The sequence below is a fragment of the Nitrososphaera sp. genome (genome assembly GCF_037447015.1).
GTDB lineage: Archaea > Thermoproteota > Nitrososphaeria > Nitrososphaerales > Nitrososphaeraceae > Nitrososphaera.
Genome location: NZ_JBBIHK010000014.1, coordinates 1 through 25,941 on the forward strand (window position 1 = coordinate 1; position 25,941 = coordinate 25,941).

The 25,941-nt window shown below is 56.4% G+C and carries 29 protein-coding genes and 2 tRNA genes; 15 read left to right on the plus strand and 16 right to left on the minus strand.

What is annotated here, in order from left to right:
* Positions 1–5: 5 nt before the first annotated feature.
* The 5 genes from WKI84_RS06755 to WKI84_RS06775 form a co-directional block, all read right to left on the minus strand.
* Positions 6–150, minus strand: a tRNA-Leu gene (locus tag WKI84_RS06755).
* A 54-nt stretch (positions 151–204) separates the two neighbouring features.
* Complete coding sequence (hsp20, locus tag WKI84_RS06760) at positions 205–798, minus strand: archaeal heat shock protein Hsp20 (RefSeq protein ID WP_337862774.1); 594 nt, start codon at positions 796–798, stop codon at positions 205–207.
* 38 nt (positions 799–836) lie between these two features.
* Positions 837–1,991: a molecular chaperone DnaJ gene (gene dnaJ / locus WKI84_RS06765; protein ID WP_337862775.1), complete on the minus strand. Its 1,155-nt coding sequence runs from the start codon at positions 1,989–1,991 to the stop codon at positions 837–839.
* A 51-nt stretch (positions 1,992–2,042) separates the two neighbouring features.
* A complete protein-coding gene (gene dnaK, locus WKI84_RS06770) occupies positions 2,043–3,932 on the minus strand; it encodes a molecular chaperone DnaK (protein ID WP_337862776.1) in 1,890 nt (629 codons plus the stop codon).
* 26 nt (positions 3,933–3,958) lie between these two features.
* Positions 3,959–4,567 (minus strand): nucleotide exchange factor GrpE, encoded by a 609-nt coding sequence (locus tag WKI84_RS06775; protein WP_337862777.1) that lies wholly within the window; start codon positions 4,565–4,567, stop codon positions 3,959–3,961.
* Between the two features lie 139 nt (positions 4,568–4,706).
* Between WKI84_RS06775 and trxA the strand changes: the two genes are divergently transcribed.
* The gene (gene trxA, locus WKI84_RS06780; protein WP_337862778.1) at positions 4,707–5,156 is read left to right on the plus strand and encodes a thioredoxin; all 450 of its coding nucleotides are present in this window, start codon (positions 4,707–4,709) and stop codon (positions 5,154–5,156) included.
* Between the two features lie 45 nt (positions 5,157–5,201).
* Here trxA and WKI84_RS06785 read toward each other — a convergent pair whose 3' ends face one another.
* Both WKI84_RS06785 and WKI84_RS06790 read right to left on the minus strand, forming a co-directional pair.
* Positions 5,202–6,125, minus strand: a complete 924-nt coding sequence (locus WKI84_RS06785) for a hypothetical protein (protein WP_337862779.1) — start codon at positions 6,123–6,125, stop codon at positions 5,202–5,204.
* Between the two features lie 62 nt (positions 6,126–6,187).
* Complete coding sequence (locus WKI84_RS06790; RefSeq protein WP_337862780.1) at positions 6,188–6,403, minus strand: hypothetical protein; 216 nt, start codon at positions 6,401–6,403, stop codon at positions 6,188–6,190.
* A gap of 217 nt (positions 6,404–6,620) precedes the next feature.
* Here WKI84_RS06790 and WKI84_RS06795 point away from each other — a divergent pair, with 217 nt between their 5' ends.
* Positions 6,621–7,160 carry a hypothetical protein gene (locus WKI84_RS06795; RefSeq protein ID WP_337862781.1) on the plus strand — a complete coding sequence of 180 codons (540 nt, stop codon included), beginning with the start codon at positions 6,621–6,623 and terminating at the stop codon, positions 7,158–7,160.
* Between the two features lie 68 nt (positions 7,161–7,228).
* Positions 7,229–7,456 (plus strand): hypothetical protein, encoded by a 228-nt coding sequence (locus tag WKI84_RS06800; protein WP_337862782.1) that lies wholly within the window; start codon positions 7,229–7,231, stop codon positions 7,454–7,456.
* Here the strand turns inward: WKI84_RS06800 and WKI84_RS06805 are convergent.
* Positions 7,453–7,884 (minus strand): translation initiation factor IF-2 subunit beta, encoded by a 432-nt coding sequence (locus tag WKI84_RS06805; protein WP_337862783.1) that lies wholly within the window; start codon positions 7,882–7,884, stop codon positions 7,453–7,455. The two genes, WKI84_RS06800 and WKI84_RS06805, sit on opposite strands and share 4 nt — an antisense overlap.
* Positions 7,885–8,683: 799 nt before the next feature.
* Between WKI84_RS06805 and WKI84_RS06810 the strand changes: the two genes are divergently transcribed.
* Positions 8,684–9,352, plus strand: a complete 669-nt coding sequence (locus tag WKI84_RS06810) for a hypothetical protein (RefSeq protein WP_337862784.1) — start codon at positions 8,684–8,686, stop codon at positions 9,350–9,352.
* A 4-nt stretch (positions 9,353–9,356) separates the two neighbouring features.
* Positions 9,357–9,887, plus strand: a complete 531-nt coding sequence (locus WKI84_RS06815) for a hypothetical protein (RefSeq protein WP_337862785.1) — start codon at positions 9,357–9,359, stop codon at positions 9,885–9,887.
* Between the two features lie 427 nt (positions 9,888–10,314).
* On the opposite strand, the gene WKI84_RS06820 is transcribed toward WKI84_RS06815, so the two are convergent.
* The 5 genes from WKI84_RS06820 to WKI84_RS06840 form a co-directional block, all read right to left on the minus strand.
* Entirely contained in the window at positions 10,315–10,938 is a 624-nt protein-coding gene (locus tag WKI84_RS06820) for a hypothetical protein (RefSeq protein WP_337862786.1), read from the minus strand.
* A gap of 179 nt (positions 10,939–11,117) precedes the next feature.
* Complete coding sequence (locus WKI84_RS06825; protein WP_337862787.1) at positions 11,118–11,327, minus strand: hypothetical protein; 210 nt, start codon at positions 11,325–11,327, stop codon at positions 11,118–11,120.
* Positions 11,312–12,730: a glycosyltransferase gene (locus WKI84_RS06830; RefSeq protein ID WP_337862788.1), complete on the minus strand. Its 1,419-nt coding sequence runs from the start codon at positions 12,728–12,730 to the stop codon at positions 11,312–11,314. The genes WKI84_RS06825 and WKI84_RS06830 overlap by 16 nt, the downstream gene beginning before the upstream one ends.
* The gene (locus tag WKI84_RS06835; protein ID WP_337862789.1) at positions 12,727–13,491 is read right to left on the minus strand and encodes a polysaccharide deacetylase family protein; all 765 of its coding nucleotides are present in this window, start codon (positions 13,489–13,491) and stop codon (positions 12,727–12,729) included. The genes WKI84_RS06830 and WKI84_RS06835 overlap by 4 nt, the downstream gene beginning before the upstream one ends.
* Positions 13,492–13,498: 7 nt before the next feature.
* The gene (locus WKI84_RS06840; protein ID WP_337862790.1) at positions 13,499–14,353 is read right to left on the minus strand and encodes a hypothetical protein; all 855 of its coding nucleotides are present in this window, start codon (positions 14,351–14,353) and stop codon (positions 13,499–13,501) included.
* A 224-nt stretch (positions 14,354–14,577) separates the two neighbouring features.
* Between WKI84_RS06840 and WKI84_RS06845 the strand changes: the two genes are divergently transcribed.
* The 6 genes from WKI84_RS06845 (at position 14,578) to WKI84_RS06870 (ending at position 20,087) form a co-directional block, all read left to right on the plus strand.
* A complete protein-coding gene (locus WKI84_RS06845) occupies positions 14,578–15,702 on the plus strand; it encodes a DegT/DnrJ/EryC1/StrS family aminotransferase (RefSeq protein WP_337862791.1) in 1,125 nt (374 codons plus the stop codon).
* A gap of 163 nt (positions 15,703–15,865) precedes the next feature.
* Positions 15,866–17,092 (plus strand): ammonium transporter, encoded by a 1,227-nt coding sequence (locus tag WKI84_RS06850; RefSeq protein WP_337862792.1) that lies wholly within the window; start codon positions 15,866–15,868, stop codon positions 17,090–17,092.
* A 111-nt stretch (positions 17,093–17,203) separates the two neighbouring features.
* The gene (locus WKI84_RS06855) at positions 17,204–18,379 is read left to right on the plus strand and encodes a TRC40/GET3/ArsA family transport-energizing ATPase (protein ID WP_337862793.1); all 1,176 of its coding nucleotides are present in this window, start codon (positions 17,204–17,206) and stop codon (positions 18,377–18,379) included.
* A 63-nt stretch (positions 18,380–18,442) separates the two neighbouring features.
* Positions 18,443–18,823 (plus strand): hypothetical protein, encoded by a 381-nt coding sequence (locus tag WKI84_RS06860; RefSeq protein WP_337862794.1) that lies wholly within the window; start codon positions 18,443–18,445, stop codon positions 18,821–18,823.
* 64 nt (positions 18,824–18,887) lie between these two features.
* Entirely contained in the window at positions 18,888–19,424 is a 537-nt protein-coding gene (locus tag WKI84_RS06865) for a ferredoxin family protein (RefSeq protein ID WP_337862795.1), read from the plus strand.
* Positions 19,425–19,499: 75 nt separating this feature from the next.
* Positions 19,500–20,087: a hypothetical protein gene (locus WKI84_RS06870; RefSeq protein WP_337862796.1), complete on the plus strand. Its 588-nt coding sequence runs from the start codon at positions 19,500–19,502 to the stop codon at positions 20,085–20,087.
* On the opposite strand, the gene WKI84_RS06875 is transcribed toward WKI84_RS06870, so the two are convergent.
* Both WKI84_RS06875 and WKI84_RS06880 read right to left on the minus strand, forming a co-directional pair.
* A complete protein-coding gene (locus tag WKI84_RS06875; protein WP_337862797.1) occupies positions 20,076–20,630 on the minus strand; it encodes a hypothetical protein in 555 nt (184 codons plus the stop codon). The two genes, WKI84_RS06870 and WKI84_RS06875, sit on opposite strands and share 12 nt — an antisense overlap.
* A 4-nt stretch (positions 20,631–20,634) precedes the next feature.
* On the minus strand, positions 20,635–20,919 hold the full coding sequence (locus tag WKI84_RS06880; protein WP_337862798.1) for a hypothetical protein: 285 nt from the start codon (positions 20,917–20,919) through the stop codon (positions 20,635–20,637).
* Positions 20,920–21,007: 88 nt separating this feature from the next.
* On the opposite strand from WKI84_RS06880, the gene WKI84_RS06885 reads away from it, so the two are divergent.
* Positions 21,008–21,171, plus strand: a tRNA-Ser gene (locus WKI84_RS06885).
* Between the two features lie 38 nt (positions 21,172–21,209).
* Here the strand turns inward: WKI84_RS06885 and WKI84_RS06890 are convergent.
* On the minus strand, positions 21,210–22,340 hold the full coding sequence (locus WKI84_RS06890; RefSeq protein ID WP_337862799.1) for a CBS domain-containing protein: 1,131 nt from the start codon (positions 22,338–22,340) through the stop codon (positions 21,210–21,212).
* Positions 22,341–22,397: 57 nt separating this feature from the next.
* Here WKI84_RS06890 and WKI84_RS06895 point away from each other — a divergent pair, with 57 nt between their 5' ends.
* From WKI84_RS06895 to hisG, 3 genes are all read left to right on the plus strand, one after another.
* A complete protein-coding gene (locus tag WKI84_RS06895) occupies positions 22,398–23,549 on the plus strand; it encodes a PQQ-dependent sugar dehydrogenase (protein ID WP_337862800.1) in 1,152 nt (383 codons plus the stop codon).
* Positions 23,550–23,563: 14 nt separating this feature from the next.
* Positions 23,564–24,826, plus strand: a complete 1,263-nt coding sequence (locus tag WKI84_RS06900; protein WP_337862801.1) for a hydroxymethylglutaryl-CoA reductase, degradative — start codon at positions 23,564–23,566, stop codon at positions 24,824–24,826.
* A 136-nt stretch (positions 24,827–24,962) separates the two neighbouring features.
* On the plus strand, positions 24,963–25,940 hold the full coding sequence (gene hisG, locus WKI84_RS06905; RefSeq protein ID WP_337862802.1) for an ATP phosphoribosyltransferase: 978 nt from the start codon (positions 24,963–24,965) through the stop codon (positions 25,938–25,940).
* Position 25,941: the final 1 nt, after the last annotated feature.

Below are 25,941 nucleotides of genomic sequence, written 5' to 3' on the forward strand. Positions count from 1 at the left end.
AAAAGTGCGGGGGGTGGGATTTGAACCCACGAATCCCTAAGGAATGAGGTGTCCCAGTTGGTCGTCGTCGTCAACTTCTGAGCATCGCGCCCCACTTTTCTACACAAAAAGTGCGGTCTCACGCCTTTGACCAGGCTGGGCGACCCCCGCCCGCTTTCGGGGTTGCTATCTGGCAACTAGAATAATATCCTTTCACTTGCCCGCTCACTCTATCTTGATTGGCACGCCGCCTTCGCCCTTTCTCTTGAGCTTGAGCGTTATCTCTAATATGCCGTTCCTGTAGCTCGACTTGGCGGTTTTTGGATCGACAGGCTCTGGAAGCTCGACGCGCTTGCTGTACCGTGGCTCGCCCGTGACGGACTCGATCATGACTGCGTTTTCGTCTGCCGACAGCCGCAGGTCCTCCTTGTTCACGCCCGGCACCTCTGCCACCACGCGCAGCTCCTCGCTCCCCTTGATAACGTCGACCAGCGGCTCGCGCTCCTCCTTGACTGCCACCCCTCCGCCGAGCATGCCGGGGAACGCGTTGATATTGCCGAACTTGCGTATCTCAGGCTTGCCGTCCGGCCCTATCTTGATCGAGTAGCCGTAGACGATGGGGCCCATCTCCCGGACCGTCGTGCCGTCGTCCAGCTTGCGCTCCTTGACCAGGTTCTTGGGAACCTGCTGCTCAAGGTTCTTGAACGCGTCCTGCATCATCCTGTCCATCTCGCGCATCATCTCGTCAATGTCCGGGAACCACGACCTGCGCCTTTTTCCACCGCCACCGCTAAACCATTCGTCAAATGGAGACGACATATACGCCGGCTGTTTATGTTAAAATTCTATTAAAGCGTTTACTGGTTGTTGTGATCTAGCTCCCGGTCAAGCTCTTTCAGGAGCGCCTTTTGCCTGTCCGACAGCTTGGTGGGCACCTTGACGTGCAGCTTTACAAGCAGGTCGCCCCGGCCCGGCCGGCCGTATCGGGGCAGGCCCTTGCCCTTTACCCGCATGAGGGCGTCCGGCTGCGTGCCCTGCGGTATCTTTAGCTTTTCCGTGCCGTCCAGAGTAGGTATTTTCAGCTCCGTCCCAAGCGCAAGGTCGGTAAAGCGCACATCATGGTTATAGAGCAGGTGGCCGTCTTCGAGCCGCTCGTACTGCGGGCTGGGCCGGACGTGGATCCGCACAACGAGGTCGCCGGGGATGCCCGTGTCCGGCGACGCCTCGCCTTCGCCCCTCATCTGCATCGCCATGCCGTCTTCGACGCCGGGCGGCACCTCTATCTTTAGCTTTTTCATCTTCCTCGTCTTGCCTGTGCCTTTGCAGCTGCCGCACGGCCTGTCGATTACCTCACCCCGGCCCTGGCACGTCCTGCACGGCTCGACCGACACGAACGTAGAAAACCTGTTCTGCGTGTAGACGCGCTGGGTCTGGCCCCGGCCGTTGCAGACCGAACACCTGCGCGGCTTTGTGCCCGGGGCCGCGCCAGAGCCCCCGCACTCGTCGCACCTTTCAAGCCGGGGCACCTCTATCTCTTCCTTTTTGCCCCTTAGCACGTCTTCGAGCGTCAACTCCATGTCGTAGACAAGGTCGCGGCCGCGCCGGCGGCCCCCTCCTCCTCCAAAGCCGCCAAAGCCGAAAAAGTCCCCGGCACCGCCTCCCCCTCCCACTCTGCCGGCGCCAAAGAACTGCTCAAAGATGTCGCGAAATCCGCCAAACCCTCCGATGTCTCTGAACACCTCTTCAAAGTTGGCCTCCGACCCGCGGAACGCCTCTTCGGCGCCCACGTGGCCGTACGCGTCGTAGCGCTTGCGCTTTTCGTCGTCTGACAGCACCGCGTAGGCTTCCGAGATCTCTTTGAATTTTTCCTCTGCCCCGGGCTCCTTGTTGCGGTCGGGGTGGTACTGGAGGGCCAGCTTGCGGTAGGCTGCCTTGATGTCCTCCTTGCTGGCGCCTTTCTGGAGCCCGAGTACTTCGTAATAGTCTCTTTTGCTGTTGTTGTTGCTGCTCATTCATGTTCACACATATACACATATGCGCTCATGCATACAGGCATGAACGCGCTACGGGTTGGGGTTTGGCCCGGCGCCCATCCCGCTCCCAGCCCCTCCCCCGCTGCCGGGGGCGGCAGTCTGTTGCGGTTGCTGTTGCTGCTCGCCGGCGGTGGCGGCCCCCTGCGGCCCTGCTGTTGAAGCTCCGGCGCTCCTGTACGCCTCGGCGCTGACCTCGGCCAGTATGTCCTTGAGCGCCTGCACCTTGGCCTTGACGGCCTCGGTGTTGTTGCTTGCAATAGCGTCGCGCAGCTCCTGCGCCGCCTTGTTGACCTTCTCGGCCTGCTCCGGCCTTATCTTGTCCTTGAGGTCCTGCTTGACCAGCTTGTCTGCCGCGTAGACGAGGTTGTCTGCCTCGTTGCGTGCCTCGGCCTCCTCTTTCTTCTTCCTGTCGGCCTCGGCAAACTGCTCCGAGTCCCTCTTTAGCTTCTCTATCTCCTCCTTGGAGAGCTTGTTGTTTGCAGTGATGGTTATCTTGGCCTCCTTCTGCGTCGCCATGTCCTTCGCGGCAACGTTCAGTATGCCGTTTGCGTCGATGTCAAACGTCACCTCTATCTGCGGCACGCCCCTTGGCGCCGGCGGTATCCCGGAGAGGTTGAACATGCCAAGCGAGACGCAGTCGGCCGCCATCGGGCGCTCGCCCTGCACCACGTGTATCGTCACCGCCGTTTGATAGTCTGCAGCCGTCGTGAACACCTTGCTCTTTTTGGTTGGGATGGTGGTGTTGCGCTCTATCAGCGGCTCCTTGAGCCCGCCCAGCACCTCCACGCCAAGCGTGAGAGGCGTCACGTCTACAAGCAGTATGTCGGTGGACACGTCGCCGGCGATGATTGCGCCCTGCACGGCCGCGCCCATGGCTACTGCCTCCATCGGGTCGATGCCGCGCTCGGGCTCCTTGCCCATGACCGTGCTGACAAACTGCCTCACCATCGGCATCCTCGTGGGCCCGCCGATGAGGATTATCTTGTCGATGTCCTGCGGCGTCATCTTGGCGTCCTGCAGCGCCTGCAGCATGGGCTGGCGGCAGCGCTCCACAATCGGCCTCATCAGCTCTTCCAGCTTGGCCCTCGTCAGCTGGATGACGAGGTTCTTGGGGCCTGCCTGCGGGTCGTACGCCAGAAAGGGCAGGTTTATCTCTGTCGACACGACGTTTGAGAGCTCTATCTTGGCCTTTTCTGCAGCCTCGCGTATCCTCATCATGGCCGCCTTGTCGTTGCGCACATCAAGGCCGGACTGTTTCTTGAACTCCTGCACGACAAACTCGACAAGCGTGTTGTCCATGTCGGTCCCGCCAAGATGCGTGTCGCCTGACGTGCTCCTGACCTGGAAGACGCCCCCGCCCATCTCCATGATGGTGACATCTAGCGTGCCGCCCCCGAGGTCAAAGACCATTATCTTCAGGTCCTTGTTGGCCTTGTCGAGGCCGTACGCAAGCGACGCAGCGGTCGGCTCGTTGATTATCCTGACCACCTGCAGGCCGGCTATCTCGCCTGCGTCCTTGGTCGCCTGCCGCTGGTTGTCGTTGAAATACGCCGGGACGGTGATCACTGCCCTGTCCACCGGCTCCCCAAGGAACGCCTCGGCGTCCCTCTTTATTTTCTGGAGGATGAACGAGGAGATCTGCTGGGGCGTGTACTCCTTGCCAAACACCCTGAACTTGAAGTCGGTCCCCATCTTGCGCTTTGCAGCTATCACGGTTCCTTCCGGGTTTGAGATCATCTGCCGGCGCGCCGGCTCGCCCACTATCAGCTGCCCTTCCTTTGTGAATGCCACCACCGAGGGGAAAGCCTTGCCGCCTACAGATGTCCCTTCAGCCGCCTGGATTATGGTCGGCTTGCCGCCTATCATTGCAGCAGCCGCCGAGTTGCTCGTTCCAAGATCTATGCCTATTATTTTGCCCATTTGTCATTTCGCCTCGATTATTATTGCTATGCGTTATTGTCAGTATCGCTATTTTTAACTATCTTCTTGGCTATTTCCACCATGCTGGGCCGGAGCACCTTGCCGTTGAGCATGTACCCCCGGCGGATTTCGGCAGTCACGCTGTTCTCAGGCACGTCGTCCCTCGGCGCAAAGGCGATGGCGTCGTGGACGTTTGGGTCAAACGGCGTCCCGACGGCCTCTATGGGCCTGACGCCTTCTGACGAGAGGAGCGAGTCGATGTTCTTCAGTATCCCCTCAAGGCCCTCTATGACTATCGGGCTGACGGCGACGTTTTCTTGTTTTTTGGCAGTCGCAAGCGCCCGCTGGTAGTCGTCGCGTATGTTGAGGAACTTTAGCAGCAGTTCAGCCTTGCCCGACTCGACCCTCGAGGCGACCTGCTTTTCCATCTGCTTGCGATAGTTGTCGAAATCGGCCATGAGGTATTTCAGCTTTGAAAGGTTTGCCTCAGCCGCCTGCCTGGCCGCCCTGAGCTCCGCCCTCAATGCCTCGAGCTCTTCTCCTTCTTCTTTTTCATTTTCTCCCTCCAGCCCGGTGGCCTGCTCCGCTTCCCGTCTGCCATTCCCGTCTTCTTTTTCTTCTTTGTCAGCTGCCATCGCAGAAAACCACCTCTATTGTTAACGCAGGTGATTTTTGGAGCAGGCGACAATAATTACATATCGTCGCCACACACGCACGCACGCATGCGCGCGCCGGCAGCAAGGAATAATACTTGTTTTGCCGCAAAGCATTGCCGTGTCCTCTTCAGCTTCAGATGACGCCCTTGAGGCGATAAAGCAGAAAAAGATGGCCGAGCTCCAAAAGATGGCAGAGGCAAGGGCCGCCCTTGCGGGGATAACCCAGCCGGTCCACCTCACAGATTCCAACTTTGCAAGCGAGGTGGCCAGATATCCCATCATCCTGGTAGACTTTTGGGCGCCCTGGTGCGGCCCGTGCAGGATGGTCGCGCCCGCAATCGACCAGCTGGCAAAAGAGTACGCCGGCAGGGTGGTGTTTGGCAAGCTGAACGTGGACGAGAGCCCGCGAACGGCCGGCGCGTTTGGAGTCCAGAGCATACCGACCATGATGATATTCAAGAACGGCAAGGCAGTCGACGTCATGGTCGGTGCCATGCCCAAGGGGGCGATAGAGGCCAAGATAAAACAGCAGCTGGCTCCTCCGGGCGGAAGCTCGATGTACGGATAAAAAGAAAAAGAGGAGGGGGTGGCGGGTGGGGCCGGGACTGGGAGGCTAGTGGCCCTGGCCGCTTGTCTCCATCATGCCTTTTTCCATCAGCGCCTCCCTCTGCCTTGCCAGCTTTTCAAGCCCCTCTGCGTCGTATTTTTCCGCCAGGCTCTCGTTGACGTGTATGACCGCCTTGTTCGTGTTCTCGTACGGGCTCCCCACTCTCAACGGGAGCGCGTCGGCCTGCTCCTGCGTCGTTATGACGCTTCCCGGCGGCACGTACTTGCCGTCAGGTATGACCACGCCGCCGGTTATCGTGCTTGCGACGCCCACTGCCACGTTGTTGCCCACCTTGGCGTTAAAGATCAGGCTCTCCATTCCGACAAAGGTGTCGTTCCCGACCCAGGCCGGCCCGTGCAGCATGACACCGTGGGCAAGGCTCGTCCTCTCGCCCACCCACACTGCATAGCCTTCTGGGAAGCGGGTGTCGTTTGCCGCAAGCCTGTCCCCGCCTGCCGTAAAGCGCCTGCCGTCTATGTTATGCCCGTCTTCAGTCGTCTCGAGCGCATGGATCACGACGCCGTCCTGGATGTTTGAGTAGCTGCTTATATGGATGGGCGTCCCCTCGTCGCCCCTGCACACGGCAGTCGGCGCGACCAGCACCATCTTGCCGATGTAGCAGTCGCCTATCACTATTGCAAACGGGTGGATGAACGCGCTCTTGCTCACCTGCGGGCCTGCGACCTGCGGGTTAAAGTCTGTCTCGACGTTTGGGTGGACGTTTGGCCACGCCCTAGAAGAGGATCTCCTCGCCAGGTCCGTGCCTGTTCCGGCGTCTGCCGGCTGGAGGCCCGGCGGCGCCGCTGCGACGATTGCGATCGCAAGTATCGCAGCAACAGCGGCGGCCGCCGCAACCGCGGCAGTAATAGCTATATGACCATGTTTCGTGGCAAGCCCATGAAAAGGTGTATTATATAATCCAATAACCACAAATGGTGAATTCTTCTATAAGAAAGCGGTGGCAGTACAAGAGAAAAAAGGAAGAGCCGCGCCTAGTTGATGCCTAGGTGCGGGAAGGATGCAACGCTTACGCCCAGTTCGCCCTGGATCTTGCGGATCTTACCTGCGTACTCCCTCATCCTTGCAGCATCGCCCTGAACCTTTGCGATGCGGTATCCCTTCCATGCCTTCCTCAGTGCGCCCCAGCTCTGGCCGGTCGTAAAGTTGCTGTTGGTTGCTTCGTGGTGAAGCGACATTATGGCTGTCATGATGAGATAGTTCTGGGTTGGTACTTAGCACCAATAGTCAATTTTTGCCAATTGAAAAGTGAAATAGGTTGACATGATGGTAGCGATTGAGGCAGTTTTATGGAAAAATTAGCGATTGAGGTGCTGCATCTCGTACATTTTGCAAGGTTTCCGGCATTCTCATTGCACGTCCTGCACCCAACATTTTAATCATCCGGCTCCCGTGCAATGAGGTAGAGTGGGGATACTGAATAAGAAAGAAGAGAAGGAGGAGCGGCAAAAGGCCGCCGAGCGGTTCTACGCCCTCCTCAAGGCGCTCATGGACGAGCTGTTTGATCACGCGCAAAAGAGCAGGCACGTCAAGATGCCCCGCAACGTCTCGTTCGGCCTCGTCTACGACCAGCGCGACGCCGTGCTCCTGACCGGCGTAGAAAAGGACACGGGCAAAAAGATGTACCTCTACAACGTGCGCATCATCGGCAAGACGTTTGAGGACAAGCGCCAGCAGATGATCGAAGACAATACGACTGCGACTCTCTTTAGCTGGATAGCCGATGTCTGCTCGATATACATCAGCCCCTTTGTCTACGAGTATGTGGTGAACGTGCAGCACAGGGGCGAGGGCACTGCCGAGCGCACCACCCGCCAGATCGTGCGCAGCTTTTTGGACAGGCTCGCCAATGACCCAGAGCTGAAGCACGTGCTTGACCCGCTGCGCGAGCCTTCCTCCAATTCCACAACTACTACTACCACTACTACTACCACTGATCAAAAATAGCTGACGCAGGGGGCAACCCCGCTCGATAACGCAGCAAATAATTCATTTTGATTTCTCCACATGATGATATGAGCCAAGACGCGCTGGTGCGGTGCAACATTTGCGACGAAAACGTCGGCATGCTCGAAGTCGCCCAGCACGTCGCAGGCAGGGGGCACGGCATCAAGAAAAAGGTGGCCGATTTCCAGGAGATGAACGCGCTGGTGCGCAGGCAGTACGAAAACGACCAGTCAGTGGTCGCGGCGTGGATAAGGAACCTGCACGGCTATGACTTTTTGTCGTCTGGCAGGACCTAGGCGTAGTTGCCCTTGATGGACGACTTGGCGCCGCACGCCTCGCAAATGAGAAAGCCCAGCTTTTTGTTCTTTTCCGTCCTGGTGTCTGGGCTGCCGCAGACTGGGCACTGCACATAGTCCTTGACGTACCTGTCGATGAGCGCATTGAACGACGAGGGCGTCTTGCGGCCAAGGAATATGACGCGCTCGCCCTGTATGTAGCCGGCAGACGCCAGCTCCTTGTTCAGGTACAGCAGTAATTTTTCCGGGTCGCGCCTGAGCGCCTTTGGAAAGTCCATAAAGTTGCGGAATATCGTGTTCTTGCCGACCCAGATTATCTGCGGCTGCGGGATCTCGAGCCTTGAGGTGGCCTTCCTTGCGTCCGTGCCCAGCTTGTCCTGCAGGCGCTTTAACAATGCTTCATAGTCGGCCTTTGCCGCTGCGCTCACAGCGGATTGGACGCGCTGCTGTTTAATGTATGTTGTGCCGTTCTTTCTTGGCGCGTGTGCATATGCGTGCGCGCGCGTCCACACTTCTACAACTACAATGGTAATTGTAGCTTTTAGTTCTTTTAAGCGCATGGATCTAAAATACACAGACAGACCGGCAATTGCTTGCTTGCCAGTTAGTTGGTTGGTTAGTTAAAGCGGCAGGACCGGCAGGCCGGCAGGCAGACATCCAAGAAAAGGAGATGCTGCGCGGCAAAAAAAAGAGCAGAGTGTCTGTCTGTGTGTGCTCGCGCGTGCCTGTATGTTATTGACGCCGTCCAATCTTGGGTTGATTTTCCCTTTCCTTCGCAGGTGTTCAATTCGGTTGATCAAGCGTTCAGTTAGTTAGGCTGACAGCGTCCTATCTAAAAAGATAAGAACAGGCTTTCATTCAGGATAGAATCCTGCTCGAACACTGTCTGTAGCTCTTCGCTCCTTTCGCTGTTTGGCGCGTTCGATCAGTTCCCTAATTAGCTGCTTTACATCTTCGTCCTCGATCTGCCCGAGAACGTAGCTGAGTTGCTCAATAACATCGTCGTACTGTTCCGCAAGATTCGATGTTTCGCTCTCCAGAAGAGATTGTTCGGGAAATGCAGATAGCCGTCGGAGACATACTAGATTGGGAAACTATGATGCAGGGTGGCAGAAAGATTGTTAGGGTAAAAAAGCTGGAATAGGGTAATCATGTGTTTTAGCTGTTAATATATTGCCATGTCAAAACTGACAAATATATATATGGCTAGCTAACACATAATGCGGCATGCAAAAACAGGAACTACTGAAAGGCGACGCATTCCTGTTCGCCCAGAGGCTGGACAGCAAACCAGTCTATACTATAGAAGATGCAATTTCAGTAGCTGGCTCGGCCAAGACTGCTTACAGGCGCCTGAATGCTTTAAAGTCTCTTGGTCTTGCCAAGTACAAACGCGGCAGATTCATACTCAAAAGCAGCGTAGTGTTACAGCCAGCAAACGTAATTGAAAAGCTTCTGCCGTCGTTAATTGCCCTAAGTAGAGCTAGGAGGTTTGGACGAAACTATAATGATTCTGACATCAGGTTTGCCATGAACAACATTTCAGACAAATTCACTACCCTGGATTACAGGGCGTACGAGCTCACAAAATTCCAGACTCCCCTGGATCTGTACATCTATGTAACAAATATTGACAAGGTTGCTGACTTTCTGAAGGAAAAGGGGTTCAAGGAAGGCAAGAACGGTCACGTAATACTGCTTCCGAAAATAGGCGATTTCTCTAATGAAATTGAAAGGGTCTATCTTGACTGCATAGCAAACGGCGAAAGAAGCACGATGGATGCGATAGCCATAGAGCTCCTATACGAGGACAGGCTGAGCAGTACAAGAGGCCTGTTTCCAGTACAGCTAGTTAAAAAGGTACAAGAAGACCTACCATTGTCGAACAGCAAGTGAAAGCATGCATCCGCTAATCCAGGAAGCGATTAGAATAACTGAAGACCCGGGGGATGTCGTCTTCATAGGGGCAGTTGGCATATTCCTGCAGACAAAGGCGACCAGAGAATCGCAGGACCTGGATTTTGCAGTAGCAAAAGAACTGCCTGCGGAAATGTTGGATGAGAAGCGGTACTTTGTACGCAAGGTGAAAGGAAAGGAAGCAAGGTACACACCAAGAGGCTACAAGATCGACATCTATACCAGGGATGTCAGCGGCATACCGGTAGACAGGGTAGTTGCAGCTGCAAAGGATATTAAAGTCAGGAAAGGAGCGACGATAAAAGCAGCAAGCGTGGAAGTGCTTGTTGTTTCCAAGTTCAGGGCTGCAGCGAAGAGGAAAGGTACTGATGATGTTGATGTACGCACGCTAGCCCAGAGAAAGTACAAGGACATAGATTGGAATGTTTTAAAGTCGCTGACTGATAGCGAGATAGAATACCAGAGGATAAAAAGTCAGATGGACGCGTTGCACAAAATGCAGCTAAAGTTCTAGCTCACATTTTACCCATACCTGGTCTAGCTATGAGTATCACTGACGTGGTAGGGGGGATAGATAGATATACCATATTACAAAAGTCAGAAAATTTTACAGTTATGCTCAATTTCTCTGCTTGAAGATATTTAGCAACAATGATTTTTTGAATGGTTCACGACTGTGCAACAAGTTATGCAACGCTTTTGTTGCATAATGAGCATAAGAAAAACTGTTTTAACAATGAATTTTCACATCCACTCGTCATGCAGCCACCTTTCAAACCGTGAAACTCGTCGTCAACCTGACTGAACGCTTGATCAACCGAATTGAACACCTGCGAAGGAAAGGAAAATCAACCCAAGATTGGACAGCGTCTTCTAAAGATAAACAGGTTGCATGGCCGCCTAAAGTAAAGGATAGATAGTTGCTGGATAAAGATGCAGAATTAGTATATCAGACCTCGAATCTTATTTTCGTTATTCTTCATTTCCTTTTCCAGGATTTCACTACATATGTGAATGAAAGCATTGCGAGGGTTAGTGGTCCATCTAATTATTTCATTGTCCCAGTTGTCGGTTATAATGGACTGCCATGTAGACCTGCCACCATCGTCACATGGTCTAATTAGAGCGAATAACGATTCAATGAATTCTTGAACATAATTTAGATTATCAAATCTGCGGACGTAGTTTAGGTCGTCTGGCTTTGTCAGGATGAAATTGGGATTGAATTTCCAAGTATCGGGTGTTGGCTGTATCCATGTGCTCATGCCGACAAAAATCTGTCGGAACTTGAAGAAGCCATCACTCTTCCACGATGTGGCGAGGCCAGAATATTCTAATTCGACGTTATCAGGATCGCCTTTTCTGCTGGATTTCTGGAATAATCCTGTGAGCACCAAAGCCTTGCGATGATTTACATCTCGTATTGCATCATACGCTTTGGGTCGATTCTCCTGCAAGTTGGCCAGGCTTTGCCTATCTATCTCATCTGCAAATACCATTATGGGATTTCGGTTCAGAGTGATAAAGGCAAGTTCTATGTCTTGAAGGCATGCACTCATGAACATACGGGCTGGCAACCATACTCCGTAAGACTGTGGTAACTAGAGCATGTTAGCAGTTTCTGGACTTGATTTTCAAGCTAATCAGGTTCTAGCAAGCAAGCCCATCTGTCTGATGTAACGGTCTGTCTGTCTGTCCGACGAATGCAGGCCCCTGCCAGAATCCGACAAAGAATTACCACAGATTAGCTGGGTCGGGGCATGCATGCTTTTTGTGCGTAATGCCTCGTCGAGTTCCACGACGTTTCCGCCTGCTCGATTGTCATGTCGTGGCCGTGTATCATGTGGCCCACAAACTGCCCGCGGCCTTCAAGCAGTATGTCGCACCTGTAGCACCGGGCTGCAAGCTGGACGGCTGTTGCTTCTTCTTCTGTTGTTGTCACCTTGTCAGCCACCTGTTCTCCTTGAACCTGTAAAGCGCAGGGAACAAGATCCACGACAGCACAAAGTTCGTCACCGCGACCGTCAGTGGGTAATACTTCCAGTTCTTTGCCGACGGATCCCTGTACTTGTAGTCAAAGCCTATGGCCCATCCCTTCAGGAACAGGCTGACAAGGAACGACAGCGAGTAATAGTATTGGTGCTGCAGGATGGGAGCATACAAAAAGACGGCGAGCACTATGAGCGGGGCGGTAAAAGTCGCCATGAACTCTGTGTAGAACACGAAAGAGATGAGTGGGTTGCGCTTGTGCCAAAAGAACGAACTCACAAAAAAGTTGGTCCTGATGTAGCCTTTCTTCCATCTTTCCTGCTGCCTTATGAACCCCTTGAATTTTTCCGGCACGTCAGTGTATACTATGGCGGTCGAGACGTACACGGTCTTCCACTTTTCAAGCGCCGAAGCGGTGAGCACCCTGTCCTCTGCGTCGTCATAGCGCGCCGCCGTCTCAAACAGCCGCTTTGATATCGGGGCCCCCATCACCTCCTTCATCTTCTCCTTTGCCCACCTTGAGCCGAGCACGTACGAGGTAAGCTCCCGGTCGTCGCTAAAGTGTATCTTGGCCCCTGCCCAGTACTTTATGAAGTGCTGTATCACGTCGCGCCGGTACGCCGCAAGACAGCCCGAGCAGCACGTTACGCTGCCAAACGTGCTCTCGCATGCCTTGCCCACGTTGAACGAAAAGTCGTACCAGGCGTCCTGGAACCGGGTCAGCGGGTTCTTGTCGGCGTTCCACACCTTGACGTGGCCCACCGCACCTCCGATCTTGGGGTCGGACTTGAAAGCCCGGATCAATTCAGTGATCGCGTCCTTGTCTATCACGCTGTCAGAGTCCAGCAGGAGTATGTACTCGCCCTTTGCTGCGTAAATGCCGCTTGCGACAGCCTTGCGCTTGCCTTCGTTCTTTTTGTGGATCACCTTCAGCTGGGGGTACTTTTTTGCAAGACTGTTCAGGATCTCGGGAGAGCCATCCTTGCTGCCGTCGTTTATGGCTATTACTTCGATGTTCTTGTGGGTCGACTGGAACAACGATTCTATCACGATCTCGATCATTTCTTTCTGGTTGTATACTGGAACCACCACCGACACAAGGTCGTCTGATGCTTCCGCCTTGGCAGGGTTGCGGTAATGGAACCACCCCACATACAGCGCCAATATCGAATGCAGGGGCATGATATTTGAGAAGATTAGCAGCGGATCCTGCATCTCGATGCCTGTCTTGAGGGTGAAAAAGAGGATGAGACCCATGCCTACTATGGTCGCTATGCGCAGGGCCCAGCCCTTTTTCGTCGTGACGATCCTGCCGGTGCTCGAGGTCTTTTGTAGCGAGCCTACCTGGAACTTTTGTTTCTGGCTCAAAGGGCGCCCTTCCTTATTGTCAGAGGCATGCGCGCGACATCAGATGCGTTTGCAAAGCGGAGCTTGTAGTCCTCGGGCTTACCGGCAGTAATTCCTGCCAAGAACGCATCTATCTGCTTGATCGGAACCGAGTTGTCAAAACTGATTATGATAGGATCAGATATCTCTTTTAAGGCAAAGAAATGCTCTGGCGGATATTGCGTCCCATCAAAGCTCTGGATCTTGTACCTGATGAACTGGCCGTCAAGGAACTTGTTGTAGTGCGTAGAGTAGGAAAAGTCGGCAAATATGCCCGAGCGTGAAAGCAAAGAGTAAATGTCCGGGTCAACGACTGTGCCAGATGGCGCGCGGAAAAGCTGCGAGTCCAGCCTGCCGGCCCGGTCAATTGCATGTTTGCCGCTCTTTACTTCATCAAGGGCCCTGGTATAGTCAGGTATCGAAGCAAGGTTCACGTAGCTGTACGTCTGGCTGCCTATGTCTATCCTGTCATCGGCGGCAAATTCTACAACGCACCGTGGGTAAGAATCCGCAACGCTGCCAGGCATAAAGATAGTTGCCCGCACGTCGTATTTTTTCAGAGTCTCTGCCAGACCTGTGCACCAGTAGGGCAGATTGTCTGCAGCGGCCTTGTTTACTTCAAAGACGAGCATGGCATCGAGCTGCGGCGGCGCGTTCTGCTGCGTAAAAGCCGGCAGGACTGCCACCATGCCCAGAATCACCACCAGCCCGGTGGACAGGGCACCGAGGTAGATTATCTTCAAGTGTCTGCTACCCTGCCTGCGTATGTATCTTCGGGATCATGGCAGGCACCGATATGTGCCGCCTGTATTCGCTGTCCACCTTTTTCGCAGCCTCGATTATCGAGCTGTCAAGCACGTTCTTTGAAAGCGACAGGAACATCTGGCTGTCCTTTGGCAGGCAGTGGCCGCCGATGCCGTCCCTTGCCTCCATCACCTTGACGTTCCATTTCGTGTTTATCGCCTCCCGCAGCTCTTTAAAGTCCAGGCCGGAGCGGTCGCAGAACATGCGCAGCTCCTCGGCAAACGCTATCTCCATGAACCTGTAGCTGTTCTCAACGATCTTGCACAGCTCGGCCACCTCGACGGACTGCACGGGATGCAGCGGTATGTCGAGCAGCTCGCCGTAGAACTCCCTTGCCTTTTCCACGCAGCAGTCGCCGCAGCCGCCTATGACGCGCGTCTGGCGCACGCCGTGGTCGCTCTTTTCGTGTATGTAGAACCTGTGCGGCACGTGCACGACGTGCATGCGGTGCCCGAGGATGTCGAGGATCTTTTTCGACGTGCCCCGGGTGATGGTGCTGTCTATGCCCACCAGGGCGCCGGTCCTGCCCTCCTTTGCCAGCCTGCTGGCAATGTCGTACAGGCCGTCGAGGAACGGCGCGAACATGTCGTCCGGCCTGTGGGTCGATATGCATATGACGTAATAGTCATAGTTGGCAAAATTGGCGGCCCTCTTCCTTATCACCTGGTCGTCGAGGGCGCGCCGGACCGCCTTTTCGCTGATGTCGTATCCGTCGACGGTCAGGCCCTTCATGGTCATGTATTCTGCGTTGCTGTAGCCTATCTGCCCAAGGCCGATAACTAGAACTCTTTTAGGGTGCATCTTCACTGAAGACTCGACCTGAATAAAAAGCCATTACGCAGGGTGCGTTTAGTGAAAAACACTGAAAGTAATATCTGGTTGCAGGCAATGTGTATGTTAATACCTAGTACAGGAGACTAAATAACAGGCACGTCGATCTGATTTCTTTCTTACGCCGTCCGATTCTGCCTGACAGGCGCTTGCTTTTTAATCAGTTGGGCCTTCCTTCAGGGCGTAGACAACACATGATACCGATAAACAGGCCGTGGCTCGGAGAGGAGGAAAAGCGTGAAGTGATGGCTGTGCTGGACGAAAATTCGCTCACGTCTGCCGCAAGCGACGGGGGCAGGCGCGTCCAGGATTTTGAGAGCGCGCTCGAGAAATACCTGGGCTGCAGACACGCTATCGCAGTCAACTCGGGCACGGCCGCGCTCCACGCGGCGCTGCTGGCTGCGGGCATCGGGCAGGGGCACGAGGTGCTCCTCCCCTCGTTCACGTTCGTCGCCACCGCAAACGCGGTCGTGGCGGCGGGGGCCAGGCCCGTTTTCGTGGACATCAGCAGGGACGATTTTACCATCGACGTGGCAGACGCCAGGAGAAAAGTGAGCCGCAGGACAAAGGCCATAATCCCCGTCCACCTGTACGGCCACCCGTGCAGGATGGACGAGATAGCCGAGCTTGCAGGCAGGCGCTCGCTTGCAGTCATCGAGGACGCCTGCCAGTCGCTTGGCTCCGCCCTTGGCAAAAAGCAGACAGGGACGTTTGGTGAGATGGGCTGCTTTAGCCTGTATGCGAGCAAGGTGCTCACTGCAGGCGAGGGCGGCGCGGTGGTGACAGACGACGACAGGCTGGCAGACAAGCTAAAGATGGTACGCAACCACGGCATGGTGCACGGCTACGACACAAGGACGCTCGGGCTCAACATGCGCCTGCCAGAGATGTGCGCCGCTATTGCCAAGGTGCAGATGGGCAAGCTGGAGCAGATGCTTGCGGCAAGGAGGCGCAACGCGCAGCTCCTGACAGAGCTCCTGTCGCCGGCTGCAAGCAAGAAGAAAGGGTTGTTTGCGCTGCCGGAGGAAAAAAGCGGCAGCCGGTTCAACTGGTACCTCTACACCGTGGCGTTTGCCAAGAGCGCGACGAGGGAGGCCGTAAAGCAGAGGATGCAGAGCGACGGCATAGGCGCGGCCGTCTATTACGACCCGCCGGTGCACAGGACGCCGTTTTACAGGGCAAACGGCAGAACAAAACTGCCAGCCACAGAGTGGTGCGCCAGGAGGGTGCTGTCGCTGCCGGTGCACCCGGGCGTCAGTGAGCAGGACGTGCGGCGCATAGCCGAGTCGCTCAGCTCTGCTGCCGCGGCGACAGGTTGAGCGCGACCAGCAAGCAAGCACGCACACACACACAAAATATTTTTTCTATATCAGGGCGTAGCAAGTTTCCCAACTTGTCCGATCATATCATAAAATTTGTATATTATGATAATATCCCGATTGCGATGCGTTTTTATAGCAACCATCTCAATAATCGCTGGAAATGCCGATCGACACTGGAGATACTACGTGGATGCTTATCTCTACAGGCCTCGTCATGCTCATGACGCCGGCGCTTGGCTTTTTTGAAGCAGGCCTGATCCGGAGCAAGAACTCGCTTTCCATAATCATGCAGACGTTTTCAGGGCTGGCCATACTGTCTACGCTTTGGTTCATAATCGGGTTCACCCTGGTCTTTGCGCCCACTCAGGGCGAGATCATCGGCGGGCTCGACTGGGTGTTCTTTAACAACGTGCCCTTCAACGACAGCCTGGACTATGCGCCCACGATACCCGGAGTCACGTTCGGGTCGTACCAGATGATGTTTGCAGTCATCACGCCCCTGCTCATCACTGGCGCGTTTGCAGAGAGGCTAAAGTGGAGCTCGTTCTTTGTGTTCATCATAATATGGAGCCTGGTCATCTACTACCCGCTGGCCCACTGGGTCTGGGGTAGGGGATGGCTTGCGGACCTGGGCGTGTTTGACTTTGCAGGCGGCATCGTCATCCACACGAGCGCAGGCATGGCCTCCCTTGCTGCAGCCCTCGTGCTTGGCAGGAGGAAGAACTTTGGCCCGGACATCATGGTTCCGCACAACATACCGCTTGCAGTCATTGGCGCGGCGCTGTTGTGGATAGGCTGGTTCGGCTTTAACGCAGGGAGCGCCCTTGCGTCAGGCTCGCTTGCCGCAAACACGCTGCTCGTGACGCACATCGGCTCGGCGACTTCTGCGATGGTCTGGATATTCCTGTCGTGGAAGCGCTCGGGCAAGCCGTCGACTACGGCAGTCATAAACGGCGCCATTGCAGGCCTTGCAGGCGTCACCCCGGCGGCAGGATTCATCGACGCGCAGAGCTCGTTCTTCCTAGGCATCGTGCTCGGCTTTGCCTCGTACTATGCCATCCTGCTCCTCAAGGAGCACTGGAAGATAGACGACGCGCTCGACGTCAGCTCGGTGCACGGCGTGACGGGCATAGTAGGCTCGCTTGCGATAGGCATACTTGCCACGCAGGTGGTCAACCCCGCCGGCCCCAACGGCCTGCTCTTCGGCAACCCGATGCAGTTTGCCATCCAGGCGCTGGGCGTCGGAGTCGCGGCCGTGATGGGCTTTGTCGGCACGGTCGTCATCATGAAGGTGATAGACAAGACCATGGGCCTGAAGGTCAAGGAAGAGGAAGAGGACATCGGGCTGGACATCACCCAGCACGCGGAAAGGGCGTACGTCACCTAGTAACAGGCGCCTTTCCCTCCTTTCTTTTCCCTCCTTTCTCCTTTCTTCTTCTTTTCTTTCATTCCGTATTCTTTTATTACTCCTTTTTACACAATTCTTTCTGCATCTTCTTTGAGGCTCATAATATACACAGGCAAGGGAGGCACAGGCAAGACCGTCACTTCGTGCGCGACTGCGATCAAGCTTGCAGAACACGGCCACAGGACGCTCGTGCTGTCGGCCGACCCGGCGCACACGCTTGCCGACGCGTTCATGATGCCCGGCGTCGGGAACGAGCCGCACCAGGTCGCCAAGAACCTGTACGCGCAGCAGATAGACCCCGTGACTGAGATGAGCAAGCAGTACAGCAGTATACTTGCGTACATGGCCTCTGTTTTCTCGGCAAAGGGCATAGACGAGACGCTTGCCTACGAGATTGCGATGCTCCCCGGCATGACGCAGCTGTTCTCGCTCCTAAAGATAGAGGAGGTGTCGCACACGGGCGCCTACGACGCAATAGTGCTGGACATGCCTGCTTCAGGCGAGGCCCTGCGCTACCTGTATTTCCCAAAGCTGGTGGGGAGCCTCGGCCGCAAGCTCTCCGGGCTTGCCGGCCTGTTCTCAGGGTTTGCCAAGATCTTCCAGCCCCTTGCCAACATACCGGCTCCAAGCAAGGACGTTATCAAGAGCGAGCTTGACCTGATAGACAGGCTCGACGTGTTGGCGGAAATAATCAGGGACAACGACACGACAAGCCTGCGGCTCGTCGCAAACCCGGACACGTTCAGCATCGAAAACGCCAAGAGGGCGCTGATGTCGGCGTCACTCTACGGCATAAACGTGGACATGGCAGTCGTGAACAAGATAATGGCAGGCTCTACAGACGCCTACTATGAGCGGTGGGCCGAGTTCCAGCGGGGCAAGGTGGACGAGGCCAAGGCAAACTTTTACCCGCTGCCGGTCAAGGAGACAGAGCTGTACGCGACAGAGCTTCGCGGCGTGGAGATGCTTTCTGCGCACGGCGACAAGCTCTTTGGGAGCCAGGACCCGGCCCAGGTATTCTACAGGGGCCAGCCCTACCTCTTTGAAAACGAGGGCGGCACGTCGATAAGGATGAGCGTGCAGGTGCCCTTTTCAGCTAAAGATGATTTTACCGTCGAGCGGTACGGCGACCGGCTGACGGTAGGGGTAAAGACCGCCGCCGGCCGCATAGTCAACATCATCCCGCTGCCGGTCGCAACTGCCGGCATGAGGCTGGCAAAGGCAAAGCTGGAAGACAGGCGGCTCAACGTCCTGTTTGAAAGGTAATAGTTGCACTAACTATAGCTTTTTCTAGGGCGCCTGCTTTGCAATAAGCAGGGAGAAAGACGCATGGTTCTTCCTTCTCCAACCCTTACGATAAGCTGCGCCGGAGATGCCAAGCTTGCCGCAACCATCCGGGAGTTTTTGGTGGCTGAAGGCATAGCCACGGCAGGCCGGGAAGGCGACGACGAGATTTCAGTGGCGGTAGAGCCGGAGGGCGGGCGCGAGGATATCCTTGCGGCCCTTTCAAAATACGCGTCGGCAAGGCTTGAAGGATACTCCCTGATAGAATTTGGAGATGATGTCGTAATAGTTGGAATGAAGGCAGAGCCGGAGGAGCTTGGCCTGCACGTCTGCGGCCAGTGCGGCTTTCAAACAGCGTCAGCGGATGCCATGGCAGAGCACAGCAAACTGCACGGCGGCTACCTTTTCATGCCACCATTCCTGTAAATAACCAGTTCTTTTATCGCAAACAGTTTATATAATATTTGCAACCCCCTCTTGTCAGAGTAATATGCCAATAGATCCAGACTTTCCGAGGAATCATCAGCCGATAGGAAGGATCAATCACGCAGACGGTGAGCACTTCCACTTCTTCTGGGGCCCAGGCAAGGTAGCTGAAGCTGCCGAGAACGAAGAGGTCAAGCACGCCTACGAGGCGCGCGGCGAGGAGCTGGTCCCGCTCGGCGTTAGCGGCACCATGGTCGCGATCGACTGGGACTCTTGTGTCGCAGACGGCGCATGCATCGAGGCATGCCCCGTGCAGGTCTACCAGTGGTACAGGACAGAGCACGACGTCCCGGCAAAGGAGGCGATAAACCAGACCTTTGCAGGCACCGGAAGCTCGGTCAAGGAAGAGCGCAAGGATTACACGGACAAGGCCGACCCGATAAGGGAGCACGACTGCATCTGGTGCATGGCATGCGTGTCGGTATGCCCACCGCAGGCAGTCAAGGTCGACCAGAGCAACCTCGAGTTCCACGAAAAGGCAGCAGGGACATTCAACGAGGCGCTCTCAAAGAGCAGCGCGCCGCCACCTCACGCGCACTAACTAACTAGCCAGCTCTTTTCCCTTTTTTCTCTTTCTTCTTTACGAATAAATCAAAGTTCCTGCTCTACAATCCCGTTGCCTGTTGTTGCCGACTCGTACATGGGGCTTTTCCTGCCTGCCGACATTTCAGGCAGGATAACCAGGTTCCTGGCAGGCGAGGCGACGTTCCCCTACATCAAAAAGGAAGAGCTGATCGGCGCCTTTTTCATCTTCGGCAAGGATTACCGCGTCCAGGATTCCGAGGTAAAAGAAGCCAGAGACCTTGCCCGGCGCACGGTCGAGCAGTTTGCCAGGGACGTGCGCATGTATTCCTCCACGCCGGGCAGGCTCGACCCTGCCTTTACCAGGGAGAACTATACAAAGAGGATGCTGCAGATAACAGTCGACGCCAGGGGCGAAACAGATAACACGGAGATGGGCAGGCGGGTCGCCGGCGACCCCACGATACTGACAGACTGCTTTGCGCAGCATGTCGCACACTACAAACACGATTTTTACTTTGAGATCTTTGGGCCGCTCCAGAAACAGCAGGTGCCCTTCCCGTTGCGAAAAAAGCTGGAAGGCAGGATGCTCCTCCTTGGATACAGCGCCAGGAGCGCCAGAGAACTGCTGCCCTACGCCAGCTCGCTGGAGCCCTTTTTTGCATGGCTGTCAAAAGTTTGACGAGTGGTCCACGACGCGCACCATGTGCTTGACATCCAGTACCACGACGCCCTTTGGTAAATTTATCGCAAGCACCTGCTCCTTTGGCGGGCTGTACCGCAGGACATGGACGAGCGCGCCGGCCCTGCCGAGGCGCCTGCCCGACCTTTTTTCAATCGCAATCTCAGGGTCGTACAGGGCGTCAAACGCAAACAGGTAGGTGCTGCCCCACACGTTGACCGAGTATTCCACCCTGTAGTAGGGCACCGACATGCGCGGGAACATTAGCGCAGTCGCTGCGTGCAGGTTCTCCTCTGCGTCGTGCATCCTGTTGCCGTGCCACGCGTCGATAAAAGGCACCTTGGCATACACCGTCGAGTTGACGGCCTTGCGGGTGCACAGCGCCTCGTACCGCTTGAACTCCTCGTCTGGCAGCGTCGCAGGGCCGTACCTGGCGTCGTCGTGCATGGTTATCCTGCGGTTGACGACGAACTTGTCGCCCGACTCTAGCAGGCGGCGCAGGTTCTCGACAAACTGGTGCTCGTTGCACTCGTAGAGCGGCATTTTTCTAGTCCCCGCCCACTCCCCTTACCACGTGCGTTATCGTGCTTTTAGAGCCGCAGATGGTGATGATGGGGTCCTTGGGCCACGCGTCGCCAATCTCTTCTGAGACCGAGATGGTCTCGTCGCCCCGGGCGTACAGCATGCGCTTCCAGAACTTGCCGTCGGCCACGATGGTCGCGCTGTCCTGCAGCGTAAAGCCGATCTCGGACAGGCTGGACTGCACCTGCTCCAGCGGGACAAGTACCGAGATGGATTTCAGCAGCTTTTCCTGCGGCCCGCCCCTTTTCACAATAGTGCAATCGCATCCCAGATATAAAAATCGGGCGCCTGCCTGCATGATGAACATATAATAGTGAGGCAGCAAAGAAAGAGGCTGCGCAGACGTGGCAGAGTGGTCCCTCCCTGCGTGCGCGCATGCAGGGAGACACAATAATGCGTCGGCCTTGAGTCGGCTCGCCCCTCGGTGAGTCACGGCGGCGGCCGGACAGAAAGCCGATTCGCCTTCGGGCGATCAGGAGTTCAAATCTCCTCGTCTGCGCCACACTTCTTTTCTTCTTTTCTTCTTTTCTTTCTATTCCATTATTCTTCCTGCGGCGCCCTTCTTGCCGAGCCGCGCTGCTTTCTCCCCTTGACCTTTTGCGTGTGGTCGGCCTTGATCTGCCTGTCCAGCCTCTTTATCAGCTCCTTGGCCGCGCTTATCGGGTCGTAGCCGACTGCGTGCGCGTTTATCACGCCCTTGGCGGTTATCAGCCTGCACCGCACCGAATACTTTCTCGTCTTGTGCTTGTCCGCATAGACGACGACTGACTGGACGTCGCCCAGCTTGCCCTGGATCTTTTTGAGGAATTTCTGCAGCTGCTCCTCTATCTCGCGTCGCTCCTGCTGGTCCTCAAGGTGCGCCATGTGGATGGTGGCGTCGCCCTTTTTCGGCAGGATGAGCTCGAGCGCGTCCTTGGGCGTGACGATGCCCATCGGCCTGCCGTCGCCGACGACGACCACTTCCTCGCTCTTTTTAAAAAAGTCGGCAAGCTCGTTCAGCCTCGTCCCCCTCTCGACCGACACGGCGCGCCTGGCGATGTCCTTGACCTTGACTTCCCCCTTGACCTTTGCCTTGCCGCCAGAGATGGCCGCAGACCTGCTGGTGCGCTCCGTGGGGGTGGCAAGTATCGACGCCGCGTCCAGTATGCTCATCACGCCCCGCAGGACGCCGTCCTTGTTTATCACGGGAAGCCTGGATATGTTGTAGCGCCTCATCTTGGCGACCGCGTCTGCCAGCGGCGTGTCTTCTTCGATCACTATGGCGCCGGACATCACCTCGTCCACGGTCGCGCCGCCAAAGTCCGCCGTCTGGGCGATGTCGGTCTCGCTCACGATGCCGGCAAGTCTGCCCGTGTCCTTCTCCACGACGGGCAGGGCGCGGTTGCCGCTCCCGATGACCAGCCTGGCAGCCTTTTCGACGTCGTCGTCGGGCGAGAGCGTGGCCGTGTTTGCCACGTAGCTTTTCAGCTTTGAGAGGGCCGGGACGTTCCTTGCCAGCAGGCCCTTGACAAACACCATGCCCACGTACTTGCCGCCTCCTTCCTCATCCTCTTCTGCGACGACAGGGACCTGGTGTATCGACCTGTCGACCATGAGGCTGTACGCCTTGGCGACGGTGTCCTCCGGCGAAAGGGCTGCGACGTTCTTGACCATTATTTCGGAAACTTGCACGCAGAGTATGGACCGGGGATTACATTTTAAGCCTTCTCTTGCTGCCTTACCCACAGAATGGAAAGGGAGAGGCGGCTGGCGCTCGTGGCGGCTGTTGCCGTGGCCGTGGCTGCAATAGCGACGTTCTACTTCACCCCGTCAAGCACCACCATCCCGATACCCGAGCCCTCGGCCGTGCGCGACAGCGGCACCGGCCTCGGCTCAGGCGTGCAAGTGCTTGCCCAGAACCTGGAGGTCCCGTGGGCGGTCGACGTTGCAGAGAAGGAGGATGACGGCAGGGTCTTTTTCACCGAGAGGGCGGGCAGGCTGCGCATAATCGACAGCGACGGCAGCCTGCTTGAGCCGGTGTTCATCAACGTGGCGCAGCAGGGCGAGGCCGGCCTGCTCGGGCTTGCCCTGCACCCCGGCTTTGCAGAGAACCACCGGCTGTACGTCTACCACACGTATTCAAACGGCACGGCAGTCTTTAACAAGGTCGTCATGTTCACCGAGCGGGACAACAAGCTTGTAGACTCTGCGACCATAATAGACAGGATACCTGCCGCCGACAGGAACGACGGCGGGCGCATCAGGTTCGGGCCCGACGGCAAACTGTACGTGGCGACAGGCGACGCCAAGCAGCCGGGGCTTGCGCAGGACCTGAACTCGCTTGCCGGCAAGATACTCAGGCTCAACGACGACGGGAGCGTGCCGGAGGACAACCCGTTCCCCGGCTCGCCCGTCTACTCGTACGGCCACCGCAACGTGCAGGGGCTTGCGTGGGACCCCGTCACAAAAGAGATGTACGCAAGCGAGCACGGCGAGTCGGGCAACGACGAGATAAACAGGATAAAGGCGGGCGCAAACTATGGCTGGCCCGAAGAGGAATGCGGGGGCGACGGCGGCGGTGACGATGATCATGACGCGGCGAAATTTGAAAAGCCGGTCTATTGCTTCAACCCCGCCATTGCGCCGGCAGGCATGACCATCGCCAAGTCGGACGCGCTCGGATACAAAGGGAACATACTGCTTGCCGCGCTAAAGGCCAAGCAGCTGCGCGAAGTCGACCTTGACACGGGCAACACGGTCAACGTCCTGACAGGGTTTGGCAGGATACGCGACGTGGTCGAGGGCCCCGACGGGTCGCTGTACGTGCTGACCAGCAACCGCGACGGCAGGGCCATAGCAGAGCCGGGCGATGACAAGATTTTAAAAGTGACCAGCCCCTAGCTGGCGTACAAAAGATGGGGAAAAAGTTCTACGAGATGGAGGGCAGGGAGGAGCGCCTCGCATTCCTCAGAGAGGCTGCGGGGCTGGACGGCAGCGAAGCCGACGCTTTTGGCAGCCCGCTTGAGTTTGAAAGCGCAAACCGCATGGTGGAAAACGCGGTCGGCATCATGTCTGTCCCCCTCGGGATAGCCACCAACTTTGTCGTCAACGGCGTGGAGCGGCTCGTCCCGATGGCGATAGAGGAGCCGTCTGTAATTGCGGCTGCAAGCAAGGCCGCAAAAATAGCCAGGGCAGGCGGCGGGTTCAAGGCAGAGGCGGGCAGCTCGCACATGATAGGGCAGGTGCAGGTCGTGTCCGTCAAAGGCATCGAGCCTGCAAGGAAAAGGGTGCTTGCAAGGAAAAAAGAGATCCTTGCGATTGCAAACGCAAAGAGCAGGTCCGTCGCGGCGATAGGGCTGCAGGCCCGGGTCGTGCGCGACTCTAGCAAAAACAGGATGGGAAGCATGCTGGTAGCAGAGCTGATAATCGACACGAAAGATGCGATGGGCGCAAACGCGGTCAACACGATGTGCGAGGCGGTTGCCCCGCGCATAGCCGAGATAACCGGCGGACAGGTCGTGCTAAAGATACTGTCAAACTATGCGACGCGCAGGATGGTGAAATGCAGCGCGGTCTTTGGCAGGCAGGAGCTTGGCGGCGGTGACGGGACAGTCGAGCGCATCCTGTACGCGTACGCGCTTGCCCACTCTGACGTGTACAGGGCTGTGACGCACAACAAGGGCGTGATGAACGGCGTGGACGCAGTGGCGCTTGCAACGGGACAGGACTTTCGCGCAATCGAGGCCGGCGCGCACGCCTACGCGGCAAGGGACGGCACGTACCGCTCGCTGACGCGCTGGTGGCGCACAAAAACGGGGGACCTTGCCGGCGAGATAGAGATGCCGCTTGCGGTAGGGGTGGTGGGCGGGGTGGCAAACGTGCACCCGACAGCCAGGACAGCATTAAAGATAATGGGAGTAAAGAGCGCGCAGGAGCTTGCCGCAGTCATTGCGGCGGCAGGCCTTGCGCAGAACCTGGCGGCGATGAGGGCGCTTGCCTCCGAGGGGATACAGAAGGGGCACATGAGGCTCCATGCGCGCAACATTGCGGTGATGGCCGGCGCCAGGGGCGGCGAGATTGACGCCATTGCAAAGAAAATAGCAGACGCAGGCGCAGTCAACGTCGAGGCGGCGCGTGAGGCGCTTGCAGAGCACAGGCGGCGGCTGCTGCAGCAGTAGTAGCAGCAACAACAATAACAGACGCATGTGCACATATTTTGTGTGACAATAACAGGCAGGTTTTGTAAAACCCGGCCACGCCGGCTATAAGATATATATGCACACACCGGCTTATGCACTTCTGGCAAGAAAAAACATGCCCACGGTCAAATTTGCAGTCCCAAAGGGCAGCATCGAGGAGGTCACATTCAAGCTGTTGGAGCAGGCGTACCAGACGGTGAGCGGCAGGGGCAGGACGTACAGGGTCAGGCTGTCAGACCCCGAGATAGAGGTCAAGATACTCAGGCCGCAAGAGATCCCTACCTATGTGCAGGAGGGGTTCTACGACGTGGGCATCACAGGCAGGGACTGGATCAGAGAGGCCAAGGCCGATGTCGAAGTCCTGCTCGACCTGGAGATAGGCAGGGTCAAGCAGGTCATAGCGGTCCCGAACAGCTTTGACTATTCCGACCTTGACAGCATGGTAGCCGACTTTGCCAAAAAGGGCAGGACGCTGAGGTTCTCGTCCGAGTATTTGACGACTACCGCTGCGCACATCAAGTCCACCAAGGCGTACAAAAAGGCGTACGGCGACTCTGACCCCACCATAATAACGCCGTGGCTGCGCGTCGGCGACAACAAAAAGGTAGAGATATTCCTGTCGTTTGGCGCGACCGAGGCCAAGCCGCCGGAGGACGTGGACGCGATTTTCGACATAACCGAGACGGGCACCACGCTTGTCCAGAACAACCTGAAAATAATCGACACGGTTGCGACTTCGACCGCTGTGCTTGTCGCAAACAAGAAGGCGCTCAAGGACGCCAAAAAGCGTGAAAAGATAGCAGACATGGTGGCGCTGCTCAAGGGCGTGGTAGAGGGGCGCAAAAAGCTGCACGTGTTTGTCAACGTCAAGAAGGAGAACCTCGACAAGCTGCTAAAGACGCTGCCGGCGCTCAAGCGCCCCACCATCAGCCCCCTTTCAGAAGAAGGGTGGTACGGCGTGAACACGGTCATCGACAAGGAGGAGTTCATCAGGATAGTGCCCAAGATGAGAAAGCTGGCGCAGGGGCTGGTGGTGCTCGAGCCGAGGCAGATACTGCCGCTTGAAGAAGTGAATCTGGACGGATACTCTTGAC

Excerpts from the sequence above, each read along its gene's own strand:
- hsp20 (WP_337862774.1), bottom strand. The coding sequence starts at position 798 with ATGTCGTCTCCATTTGACGAATGGTTTAGCGGTGGCGGTGGAAAAAGG.
- dnaJ (WP_337862775.1), bottom strand. The coding sequence starts at position 1,991 with ATGAGCAGCAACAACAACAGCAAAAGAGACTATTACGAAGTACTCGGG.
- dnaK (WP_337862776.1), bottom strand. The coding sequence starts at position 3,932 with ATGGGCAAAATAATAGGCATAGATCTTGGAACGAGCAACTCGGCGGCT.
- WKI84_RS06775 (WP_337862777.1), bottom strand. The coding sequence starts at position 4,567 with ATGGCAGCTGACAAAGAAGAAAAAGAAGACGGGAATGGCAGACGGGAA.
- WKI84_RS06790 (WP_337862780.1), bottom strand. The coding sequence starts at position 6,403 with ATGACAGCCATAATGTCGCTTCACCACGAAGCAACCAACAGCAACTTT.
- WKI84_RS06800 (WP_337862782.1), top strand. The coding sequence starts at position 7,229 with ATGAGCCAAGACGCGCTGGTGCGGTGCAACATTTGCGACGAAAACGTC.
- WKI84_RS06810 (WP_337862784.1), top strand. The coding sequence starts at position 8,684 with ATGCAAAAACAGGAACTACTGAAAGGCGACGCATTCCTGTTCGCCCAG.
- WKI84_RS06815 (WP_337862785.1), top strand. The coding sequence starts at position 9,357 with ATGCATCCGCTAATCCAGGAAGCGATTAGAATAACTGAAGACCCGGGG.
- WKI84_RS06820 (WP_337862786.1), bottom strand. The coding sequence starts at position 10,938 with ATGTTCATGAGTGCATGCCTTCAAGACATAGAACTTGCCTTTATCACT.
- WKI84_RS06840 (WP_337862790.1), bottom strand. The coding sequence starts at position 14,353 with ATGCACCCTAAAAGAGTTCTAGTTATCGGCCTTGGGCAGATAGGCTAC.
- WKI84_RS06845 (WP_337862791.1), top strand. The coding sequence starts at position 14,578 with ATGATACCGATAAACAGGCCGTGGCTCGGAGAGGAGGAAAAGCGTGAA.
- WKI84_RS06850 (WP_337862792.1), top strand. The coding sequence starts at position 15,866 with ATGCCGATCGACACTGGAGATACTACGTGGATGCTTATCTCTACAGGC.
- WKI84_RS06860 (WP_337862794.1), top strand. The coding sequence starts at position 18,443 with ATGGTTCTTCCTTCTCCAACCCTTACGATAAGCTGCGCCGGAGATGCC.
- WKI84_RS06865 (WP_337862795.1), top strand. The coding sequence starts at position 18,888 with ATGCCAATAGATCCAGACTTTCCGAGGAATCATCAGCCGATAGGAAGG.
- WKI84_RS06875 (WP_337862797.1), bottom strand. The coding sequence starts at position 20,630 with ATGCCGCTCTACGAGTGCAACGAGCACCAGTTTGTCGAGAACCTGCGC.
- WKI84_RS06895 (WP_337862800.1), top strand. The coding sequence starts at position 22,398 with ATGGAAAGGGAGAGGCGGCTGGCGCTCGTGGCGGCTGTTGCCGTGGCC.
- WKI84_RS06900 (WP_337862801.1), top strand. The coding sequence starts at position 23,564 with ATGGGGAAAAAGTTCTACGAGATGGAGGGCAGGGAGGAGCGCCTCGCA.
- hisG (WP_337862802.1), top strand. The coding sequence starts at position 24,963 with ATGCCCACGGTCAAATTTGCAGTCCCAAAGGGCAGCATCGAGGAGGTC.